Source organism: Ruegeria sp. AF8 (genome assembly GCF_056541825.1).
This window is the reverse complement of record NZ_JBQFYW010000002.1, coordinates 368,274-377,544: the sequence shown is the minus strand read 5'-3', so window position 1 is coordinate 377,544 and position 9,271 is coordinate 368,274. Positions and strand designations below refer to the sequence as shown.

7 protein-coding genes, 1 tRNA gene and 1 pseudogene are annotated in these 9,271 nt (G+C 57.6%); 7 read left to right on the top strand and 2 right to left on the bottom strand.

Going from position 1 to position 9,271, the window contains the following annotated elements:
* Positions 1 to 108 precede the first annotated feature (108 nt).
* From ACR0AO_RS07270 to ACR0AO_RS07255, 4 genes and pseudogenes are all read left to right on the top strand, one after another.
* A complete protein-coding gene (locus ACR0AO_RS07270; protein ID WP_480601742.1) occupies positions 109 to 906 on the top strand; it encodes a metallophosphoesterase in 798 nt (265 codons plus the stop codon).
* Complete coding sequence (gene pbfA, locus ACR0AO_RS07265; protein WP_480601737.1) at positions 906 to 2,261, top strand: (R)-1-hydroxy-2-aminoethylphosphonate ammonia-lyase; 1,356 nt, start codon at positions 906 to 908, stop codon at positions 2,259 to 2,261. The genes ACR0AO_RS07270 and pbfA overlap by 1 nt, the downstream gene beginning before the upstream one ends.
* Before the next feature lie 90 nt (positions 2,262 to 2,351).
* Positions 2,352 to 2,507 (top strand): annotated as a pseudogene (locus ACR0AO_RS07260) (transposase domain-containing protein); the annotation flags it as partial.
* Positions 2,508 to 2,517: 10 nt separating this feature from the next.
* Positions 2,518 to 3,582, top strand: coding sequence for a hypothetical protein (locus ACR0AO_RS07255; protein WP_480601731.1), 1,065 nt, complete (start codon positions 2,518 to 2,520; stop codon positions 3,580 to 3,582).
* 229 nt (positions 3,583 to 3,811) lie between these two features.
* On the opposite strand, the gene ACR0AO_RS07250 is transcribed toward ACR0AO_RS07255, so the two are convergent.
* Positions 3,812 to 3,901: transfer RNA gene (locus tag ACR0AO_RS07250), tRNA-Ser, on the bottom strand.
* A 78-nt stretch (positions 3,902 to 3,979) separates the two neighbouring features.
* On the bottom strand, positions 3,980 to 4,657 hold the full coding sequence (locus ACR0AO_RS07245; protein ID WP_480601728.1) for a phosphoribosyltransferase: 678 nt from the start codon (positions 4,655 to 4,657) through the stop codon (positions 3,980 to 3,982).
* A gap of 184 nt (positions 4,658 to 4,841) precedes the next feature.
* On the opposite strand from ACR0AO_RS07245, the gene ACR0AO_RS07240 reads away from it, so the two are divergent.
* From ACR0AO_RS07240 to ACR0AO_RS07230, 3 genes are read left to right on the top strand one after another with little or no spacing between them, the layout of a single operon-like run.
* Entirely contained in the window at positions 4,842 to 5,042 is a 201-nt protein-coding gene (locus ACR0AO_RS07240; RefSeq protein ID WP_480601726.1) for a YgaP family membrane protein, read from the top strand.
* Positions 5,043 to 5,093: 51 nt separating this feature from the next.
* On the top strand, positions 5,094 to 6,074 hold the full coding sequence (locus ACR0AO_RS07235) for an efflux RND transporter periplasmic adaptor subunit (RefSeq protein WP_480601723.1): 981 nt from the start codon (positions 5,094 to 5,096) through the stop codon (positions 6,072 to 6,074).
* Positions 6,067 to 9,264: an efflux RND transporter permease subunit gene (locus ACR0AO_RS07230; RefSeq protein ID WP_480601721.1), complete on the top strand. Its 3,198-nt coding sequence runs from the start codon at positions 6,067 to 6,069 to the stop codon at positions 9,262 to 9,264. Before ACR0AO_RS07235 ends, ACR0AO_RS07230 begins: the two co-directional genes overlap by 8 nt.
* The last annotated feature ends 7 nt before the right edge of the window (positions 9,265 to 9,271 follow it).

The window sequence follows — 9,271 nt, the reverse complement described above, 5'->3', positions numbered from 1 at the left end:
GCATCAAGGACTCAGGAAACGGCGTCAAGGAAGGCGTCATCGAAGCCATGAAATTCTTCACAAACGTAAAAACCTATTCGCTGCCATGGCCCAATTGATCGGGGGAATATGGAAAAACTCCTCTGGATAACGGATCTGCATTATGCAGAGGAGCCGATCCTTGGCTATGACCCCAAGGTGCGTATCAGGGCGGCGGTGTCCTATATCAACACCAACCACGCGGACGCGCTGGGATGCGTGATCTCCGGTGATCTGACCGAGCATGGAACGGTCGCCGAATATCAGGGGCTGCTCGATCTGCTGGACGACTTGGCAGTGCCGTGGTTCCCGATGGTAGGCAATCACGACGACCGCGCCAACCTGCGTCAGGTTCTTCCCCTGCCGCCCGGATGTCTGGACGGCTTCCTGCAATATCGCATGGAATTGGGGTCGGCCGAGATCCTCTGCCTGGACACAGTCAAGGCGGGCGCGCCCGAGGGAGAGTTTTGTACAACACGGAAGGAATGGTTGCGTCGGGCCGTACAAAACGAAAGAAACGGGCCGCGTTTGGTGTTCATGCACCACCCGCCACTGGAGCTTGGCCTTCCCGTGATGGACCCGATAAGGTTGCTGGAAGCCGACCCGTTTCTGCGACTGATCACGCAGGGCAGGGCCGTTCAGCACCTGTTTTGCGGCCATGTTCACCGCGCCGTAACAGGGGCTGTGGAAGGTGTTCCGTTTGCGACCTTGCGGTCTCTTGTTTTTCAGACTCCGGTGCCTGTGCCCGGATGGGATTGGAGCAAGTTCATCGCCGCCAGGGAGGCGCCCGAAATGGGCGTCATTCTATTCAATGAAAACAACAGCATAATCATCCAGTATGTGCAGCACTGTGCTCACGAAACCGGGTTTTTGGAGGGAAAAGATTGATGGCGGGTATCGTTCATACCGAAGGCGAATCCAACACGTCAGAGGCGCGTAAAACTTGGGAAAAATCATCCATCGGACCCAACTCCGCACCCTTGCTGAAACGCGACGCGGATGTGTTTCTGCACCAAAGCCTCTCCAGCCCCTGCGTCAGTACCATCGCCAAGGCCGAAGGCATCTGGATCGAAGACATGGACGGCCGCCGCTACATGGATTTCCACGGCAATTCTGTCCACCACATCGGCTACGGCCACCCCCGATTGATCGAGGCGATTAAGAAACAGCTGGACGACCTGCCCTTCGCCCCGCGCCGGTTTACCAATGATCCGGCCGTGGAACTGGCTGAAAAGCTTGCAAAAATCAGTCCAGGCGACTTGGGTAAGACGCTCTTCACCACCGGCGGATCGGACGCCAATGAGGTTGCCCTGAAGATCGCCCGCGCAGCCACCGGACGCTTCAAGACGATCTCATTCTGGGACGCCTTCCACGGCGCCGGACTGGGCGCGGCCTCGGTTGGGGGCGAGGCAACCTTCCGCAGCCATATCGCGGGCCCTCTGTTGCCCGGCACAGAACATGTCGCGCCGTTTGCTTGCTACCGCTGCCCTTATAACCATTCCGGCCCGGAAACCTGCGGGCTGGCCTGTGCCAATATGGTCGAGTACGTGCTGGAGCGCGAAGGCGACGTTGCCGCCTTGATCGCCGAGCCAATGCGTGCGGTGCCCTACGTGCCGCCTGCGGGATTCTGGCAGGCTGTGCGTGCTGCATGCAGCCGGCATGGTGCCCTTCTGATCATGGACGAAATTCCGACGGGACTGGGAAAAACGGGTGAGATGTTTGCCTTTGAACATGACGAAATCGTTCCCGATATCGTCACCTTGGGCAAATCTCTGGGCGGGGGTATCTTGCCCATCGCGGCCTGTATCGCCCGTCGTGATCTGGATGTGTGCGGGGATTTTGCCATCGGTCACTATACGCACGAAAAGAACCCGGTCACCGCGCGCGCCGCGCTTACCACCATCGAAATCATCGAAGACGAGGGACTTGTCCAAAGATCTCAAGATCTTGGCGCATATGCGATGGCCCGTCTACAGGAACAACTGGCCGACGTCCCGATCGTCGGGGACATTCGTGGCCGCGGCCTGATGTTCGGTATCGAAATTGTCGAAGACCGAAACGACAAGACCCCCGGCAACGCCAGGGCCGAGCAAATTTACTATACCTGTCTGGAAAACAGCGTCAGTTTCAAGATCAGTCAAGGCTGTGTCCTGACACTGTCGCCGCCGCTGACCATCAGTCGGGCCGAATTGGATCAGGCGCTTGATACAGTCTGCCGCGCGATTTGGGAGGTCAGTGGATAAAGTCGAGTAAGGCCGGCCAATCGGGGCGCAAATCTTGCGACCTGAAACTTTGGGGTTTTGCTGAAAGAAATGGCGGAAGCCCTGGCCATCGCCTTCACCCTGATCGAAGCTGCCAAGCTCAATGGCGTCGATCCGCAAGCATGGCTGGGCTGGGTCTTGGAGCGTATCGCGGATCACACGATTGCATTCAGCGCGTGGTTTACACTACCTAGATTCGGGTGTAGCCTCTCATTTCGCATTTCTTAAGGTTGCATAATTGACTGTATTTTTGTCCGGCGGATCGAACACGCTCACGGAAGAAGGCTGGGTTTCCCTGTTTCGCGAAAAGATGCGTGGCATTGAACGCGTTGAGAATATCTCGATTGGAGCTGCGCCGTCCTTTTTGGGGGCCTTCCGCACCATCCACACAACCGACCTGCAGCCGGGCGACACGCTTGTGTGGGAGTATGCGATAAATGACGCACTCCATATCGACAAGAAGAATTACAACGAGAATAGCCTTATTGAAGCTGTTGAGTGGTCCATTCAGCACTGCGCCAATATTGGCGTGAAGTTCTGCGCTTTGATTTTTCAGCCGTTGAACCGCGAGAAACAAGCCGAGATGCCAAGCCATCGCCGAAAGCTGCGGAGCCTTTTTGCGAGTTTTGAAGTGCCGTTCTTCGACGTGTCTTCCGAGTTTGTGAAGCGCCGGGCCCGGCATTCGCGCATCCCTGATCGGCAGTACCGAAATAATGCTCACTACGAGCGCGCGGGCAAGATTTCCGAGTTTATCGCAAGGGGAGCGTTTGAAGCTGTAAGGCAGGCCGCTGTACCCGGGACAAAAAGGGCAGGCGGCAGCGTTCCCGTGTTCTACGACCGGTTTCAAATCGACGCTTTGGAGGAGTTTGAAAACAGCGTGATCAAGTTGCCAGTGTGGAACCCTGGCGCAGAAGGGTTACGCGGCACGTTCCGCGGAGATGGCAAGGTCGTTGGCATGATCCTGACCTCTACAAAGTGGGGCGGAGTATTTGATGTTGAAGTCGCAGCGAAATCGCTTCGCCTTTCAGCCACGTTCCGTGAAAAGCGGTTCAACAAAACGATGCTGAAATTCATCTCTTTACCAACTTTGGCGGGTGATGAACTGGGCTTTGCGCACGGCGATCAGTTCAGCATCAGTTTTGCCGACGAAACCGACGGCATGCTGGTGGACATGCAGTTCCAACGTCATCTGACGGACGAGATTGTTGCCGCCCGAGAGGCGCGAGTTGTTGCCATCATCACAAAGCAGGAAACTTATCAATGGGACGAAGACCAGGCTGAGAACTGCGAAGAGGCAGTGTAACCCGCCCCCACCAGAGCGGCGGTTTCTGAACTAGTGAGGGGCGGCAGACCGTGGACCTGATCGCCTTCGAGATAAAGACGCATCAGCACGGCATCGCCTGCTTGATCTCGACTCGGACGTTCTCAGAGAAGTTTCGGAGACCGTTGCGTCTTTAAAGACCAAGCATCGGCGGGATGAAGACAGGTAGCTGGACCAAGTCAAAATTTCACCGAATAAAACTAAGGATAAATGGCGGAAGCGGTGGGATTCGAACCCACGGTACGCTCTCACGTACGCCGGTTTTCAAGACCGGTAGTTTCAACCACTCACTCACGCTTCCGAACAGGGGTCAGGTAACACGGCGTTGCGGCCTCTTCAAGAACCGGAAGCACTTTGACCAGGACGTTTTTAAGGTTGTTCAGGCGGGCGGTTTGCGCTTGGTGGGGTCGCAGATCAGGGCCGCCTCTTTCAGCAGTTGGATCACCTCTTCGTCGGTTGTCTGCCGAAAATCGGAGAAATGCGCGCCGACGGCCCAAAAGGGCATCGGTGAGGCAAGGCAAAGAAGTTCGTCAACATGCGCGCGCATCCCGTCAAGCACTTCGGCGGGCGCGACAGGGACCGCTAGGATAACCGCCGCCGGTGAACGGCGCCGCAGAGCCTTGATCGCAACCTTGACGGTTGCACCAGTCGCAATCCCGTCGTCGACAACAATCGCGGTACGTCCATTGACCGGGACCGGGTGCAGGCCGTCGGAATATCTGGCGCGCCGCCGCCTGATTTCATCAAGCTGAACTTCGGCCATGTGTTGCACGTCGGCCAGCGCCAGCCCGAACGTTTGGGCGACGTCCGAGTTTACCTCGATCTCGGGGTGATCTCCGTTTGCAACGGCTCCGACGGCAAGTTCGGGCTGGTCCGGCGCACCGATTTTTCGCACCATCAGAAGGTCCAACGGAGCCTGCAATCTGCGGGCCACTTCGATGCCGACAGGTACGCCGCCGCGAGGCAGCGCCAAAACCACCGGGTCTGTGTATTCTTTTATGGAAATCGCCGCAGCAAGATGTTTCCCGGCATCCGTTCTGTCTTTGAAGTGTCGCATGGCTTTTCCCGTATGGTTCTCGTTCGGTCGTTTGTTGCCCCAGTCTAACATTTCGATCGAATTCGTCGCGAACCGGGATCAAGATGAAATTTAAATATTCTGGTTATTGAATGTGAAATGACATTCAACTATGTGAAGATGTAGGCGAGGCATTTTGCCTTGTCGTTTTCAAAGGAGTTCCCCCATGTCACTCGATCGCGCCGTTATGTTGTTTGCCGGGCTGATGATACTGTTAAGCGTCGTACTCACGCTTTTCGTTTCACCCCTCTGGATGTGGTTCACCGTATTTATCGGTGTGAACATGATCCAATCTTCGTTTACCGGTTTCTGCCCCGCCGCCAGGTTGTTGAAAAAGCTGGGCGTAAAGGTCGGCACGGCGTTTTGAGCGAAACTTGTCCCGCTCCGGCAGGATGGTTGCAGCCAGAAGAGGTAAGCTATGAACTTCAAAATCCTCGCTGCGTTGTGTCTGGCGGCAAGCCCCGCCGCGACCAATGCCGCCGATCTTTTTCCCGTAGTGGCTTCGCCCATCACCGAATGGAAAGCCGTATTCGGTCAGATCGAAGCGCGCGACCAGATTTCTGCCCGGTCCCGGCTGGGGGGGACGATCACACAGCTTACCGTCAGCGAAGGAGATCGCGTCACCAGCGGGCAGCAGATCGGGCTGATCGAAGATGAGAAACTGATTTTTCAGATTCAGATTATCAATGGACGTATCGAAGCTCTGACCGCGCAGTTGGAAAATGCACATGCCGAACTGAACCGCGGAGAAGAGCTGTTCGGGCGCGGCGTGATGTCGAGCCAGCAGGTCGACGCGCTGCGGACCAATGTCAGTGTGCTGGAAAACGAAATTGTGGCGACGCGCGCCGAAAAACAGGTGTTGGAGCAGCAGACCCAGGAAGGCGCGGTGCTGGTGCCGCTCAATGGTGTGGTTCTTGCCGTACCGGTGACCGATGGATCGGTCGTTCTGCCCGGTGAAGAAGTGGCGAAGATCGGCGGCGGTGGTCTGTATCTGCGTCTGTCCGTTCCGGAACGCCATGCGACGGCGTTGACCGAAGGAGATGAAATTGGCATTGAGGACAGAGGCGAGAGCGGCGCGGGAACCATCGTCAAACTTTACCCCGAAATCCAAAACGGCAGAGTGACCGTCGACGTCGAAGTCAGCGGTCTTGAAAGCCGTTTTGTCAACGCGCGTGTTCTGGTTCGGCTTCCCGTCGGCGAAAGGACCGCAATGCTGATCCCCGAAGAGGCCGTCACGAACCGTCGCGGTCTGGATTTCGTTCAGGTCCAACTGAAAGATGGTCAGGCGGTCGACCGTACCGTCGTAATCGGGCGCAGGGTTACGGGCGGTGGAACACCCATGGTCGAGGTCCTGACCGGACTGTCCGAAGGCGACATTGTGGTGATCGGGCATGAGTGATTTCGACAAGGTGCCGCTCGGTATCGCGGGCGGATTGACACGGGCTTTCATCCAATCGGCGCTGACGCCTCTCATGATCATCGTGGCGCTTGTGATGGGGTTGGTCGCACTGGGGGCCTTGCCGCGCGAGGAAGAACCGCAAATCTCGGTTCCGCTGGTGGATATTCATGTACAGGCCCCGGGTCTCAAGGCGGACGATGCGGTCAAACTGATAACCGAACCGTTGGAGACGATTGTCAAAGGGATCAACGATGTCGAACATGTTTATTCGACTACCTATGACGACTTTGCGATTGTATCGGCCAGATTTCTGGTCGGAACCTCGGCCGATGCGGCCATTCTGCGCGTTCACGAAAAGGTCCGAGCGAATCTGGACCGCATTCCATACGGTATTGCGGACCCTTTGATCGTGGGGCGCGGGATCGATGATGTCGCGATCATGACACTGACCCTGACGCCTTCGGAACGCGGGTCGGAGGTGACCGCAAGTGACCTGACCCGTATTGCGCATGAATTGCAGGTCGAACTTGCAAAGATCGGCGATGTGGGCCTGACCTATGTGGTCGGCGAAGCCACGGATGCGATCCGGATTGCCCCCGATCCCGACAGGCTCGCACTATACGGGGTAACGCTCGGGCAACTGTCCCAAAAGGTTGAGGCCGCGAACCGGTCGTTCCCGGCCGGAACCCTGCGCGACCGGGGCCGGCAGATCGGACTGGTTGCGGGAGAGACCCTTCAAGCCCCCGGCGAAGTCGCGGATCTTCTTCTGACCACGCGCGACAACCGTCCCGTTTATGTCCGCGATGTGGCCGATGTCAGTTATGTCCCGGATACGACCGATCGGATCGTGGCGAACGTCACGCTCGGCGATGATGGAGAGTTGATCCGCACACCCGCTGTAACACTGGCACTTGCCAAACGGGCCGGGGCAAACGCAGTGATAGTTGGCGAGGCGATACTGCACCGGGTACACCAGCTCGAAGGTGGCCTGATCCCGGACAGCGTGCAAGTCGAAGTTACTCGGGACTATGGAGAAACCGCCAACGAAAAGGCCAACGAGCTGTTGTTTCACCTCGGCCTTGCGACCGTGTCCATCGTGGGTCTTGTGCTGATCGCGATTGGCTGGCGGGAAAGCATGGTCGTGGCCATCGTGATCCCGGTGACGATCCTTTTGACGCTGTTTTCGGCCTGGATCATGGGTTACACGCTCAACCGGGTGTCGCTGTTCGCGCTCATCTTTTCGATCGGTATTCTGGTCGATGATGCCATTGTCGTGATTGAAAACATCGCGCGCCACTGGGCGATGCCCGACCAGGAAAGTCGCGTTGCCAAGGCCATCCGCGCGGTGGCCGAGGTTGGCAACCCGACCATTGTCGCGACGCTGACGGTTGTGGCCGCCTTGCTGCCGATGCTGTTCGTCTCGGGTTTGATGGGGCCGTATATGAGCCCGATACCGGCGAATGCCTCTGCCGCGATGATCTTTTCATTCTTCGTCGCAGTGATCATAACCCCGTGGTTGATGGTGAAAATTGCGGGAAATGCGCCGGCTCATGCGGGCGAAGAAAGCGGCGGCAGGTTGGGGCGCCTCTACGAGGCGGTCGCGCGCCCGTTGCTCAAGACAAAGACACGAGCCGGATTGTTCCTGCTGGCAACCGCCATTCTGTCGTTTGGATCGCTCGGGCTGATCTATACCAAGGACGTTACCGTCAAGCTTTTGCCTTTCGATAACAAATCCGAGCTTTCGGTCGTCATCGACTTGCCGGAAGGCGCTTCGGTCGAAGCTACGGATGCTGTGGCGCAGGATGTGGCCCGCGCGGTTCTGGAATTGCCGGAGGTCGTTTCGGTTCAGACCCACGCAGCAGATGCCGCGCCGTTCAATTTCAACGGGTTGGTTCGGCATTACTACCTGCGCAGGTCCGCGAATCATGGAGATGTTCAGATCAACCTGCTTCCCAAAAAGGAACGCGCGCGATCCAGTCACGAGATTGCGCTGGAAATCCGTGAACGAATAGCGAAACTGGATGTCCCATCCGGTACCAGCCTGAAAACGGTCGAGCCGCCCCCGGGGCCGCCGGTGTTGTCCACGATGCTGGCCGAAATCTATGGCCCTGACGGCGAAACCCGACGCGCCGTTGCACGGAAAGTGCGCGAAGCATTTGAATCTGTCCCCTTTGTCGTCGATGTCGATGACAGTTTCGGAACCCGGCCACACCGCCTGCGTGCAGTGCTGTCGAACGATCAGCTGGAGTATTTCGGCGTTCAGGAGCAAGACGTCTTTGACACGCTTGCGATCCTCGGGGCCAGCAATATCGTAGGCTATTCGCATCGCGGCGAAGGCCGCCCGCCGCTGCCGATCTTGATCGAGCGTGACAAGACCGCCCGGGTGATGAACGAACGCTTTCTGTCCACGCCAGTTCCCGCCAACACCTTGCCGGGATCGCGCGGGGTGATTGAGCTGGGCGATGTGGTGGAAATCGTCGACGAACAGGCGTCGTTCCCGATATTCCGGCGCAACGGTCGCGCGGCGGAAATGGTGCAGGCCGAACTGGCCGGCGCGTTCGAAGCTCCGATCTATGGTATGCTGGCGGTAGCCGATCTGATCGAGCAGACCGAGTGGGACGAGGGCACAAAGCCCGAAATCCTCTACAACGGTCAGCCCGGGGACGACACTCGCCCGTCATTGTTGTGGGACGGCGAATGGGAGGTCACCTGGGTCACGTTCCGCGACATGGGCGCGGCTTTTGCCGTGGCCTTGCTAGGTATTTATATCCTAGTGGTCGGGCAATTCGGGTCTTTTAAACTGCCGCTGGTGATCCTGACGCCGATTCCGTTGACCTTTGTCGGGATCATGTTGGGGCATTGGTGGTGGGATGCGCCGTTTTCGGCCCCATCCATGATCGGCTTCATCGCGCTGGCCGGGATCATTGTGCGGAACTCGATTCTGTTGGTGGATTTCATCCGCCACGCCGATGCCGAGGGAAAACCGAAAATCGACATCCTGATCGAAGCGGGATCCATACGGTTCAAACCGATCCTGCTGACGGCGCTGGCCGCGATGATCGGTGCGGCCGTGATCCTTGCTGACCCGATCTTTCAGGGTCTGGCGTTGTCGTTGCTTTTCGGTCTGTTGTCCTCGACGCTTCTGACGGTTCTCGTGATCCCCGCTATCTATCGTGTTTTTCGGAGTTGAGACATCT

Coding starts and splice junctions, on each gene's coding strand:
- ACR0AO_RS07235 (WP_480601723.1), top strand. CDS start 5,094: ATGAACTTCAAAATCCTCGCTGCGTTGTGTCTGGCGGCAAGCCCCGCC.
- ACR0AO_RS07240 (WP_480601726.1), top strand. CDS start 4,842: ATGTCACTCGATCGCGCCGTTATGTTGTTTGCCGGGCTGATGATACTG.
- pbfA (WP_480601737.1), top strand. CDS start 906: ATGGCGGGTATCGTTCATACCGAAGGCGAATCCAACACGTCAGAGGCG.
- ACR0AO_RS07270 (WP_480601742.1), top strand. CDS start 109: ATGGAAAAACTCCTCTGGATAACGGATCTGCATTATGCAGAGGAGCCG.
- ACR0AO_RS07245 (WP_480601728.1), bottom strand. CDS start 4,657: ATGCGACACTTCAAAGACAGAACGGATGCCGGGAAACATCTTGCTGCG.
- ACR0AO_RS07230 (WP_480601721.1), top strand. CDS start 6,067: ATGAGTGATTTCGACAAGGTGCCGCTCGGTATCGCGGGCGGATTGACA.